The 252-nt window shown below is 35.7% G+C and carries 2 pseudogenes; both read left to right on the forward strand.

Annotated elements, in window-relative coordinates:
* A pseudogene (locus tag HC176_RS20240) lies at positions 1–102 on the forward strand (ISAon1 family transposase); the annotation flags it as partial.
* A 23-nt stretch (positions 103–125) separates the two neighbouring features.
* Positions 126–252, forward strand: a pseudogene (locus HC176_RS19580) (IS3-like element ISLbl1 family transposase); the annotation flags it as partial.

Consider the following 252-nt stretch of genomic DNA (forward strand, 5'->3'; position numbering starts at 1 on the left):
GCGGAATCCTTTAATGCCAAAATTAAAGCGTTTAGAATGCAACTTAGAGGTGTAAGAAATAAAGAGTTCTTCCTGTTCAGATTAACTCAAGTTTATGCTTAGTCCCCAACTTTTGTACTTGATCCGAGATAGCTCGATTAAAAAAGGCATTAAAAGAAGCCGAACTAGAACGTGATATCTTAAAAAAGGCGATTGGCATCTTCTCCGTGAGCGACAAGAAAAATACAGGTTTATAAAACAGCATTTAATGAA

The sequence above is a fragment of the Tamlana crocina genome, assembly GCF_012037625.1.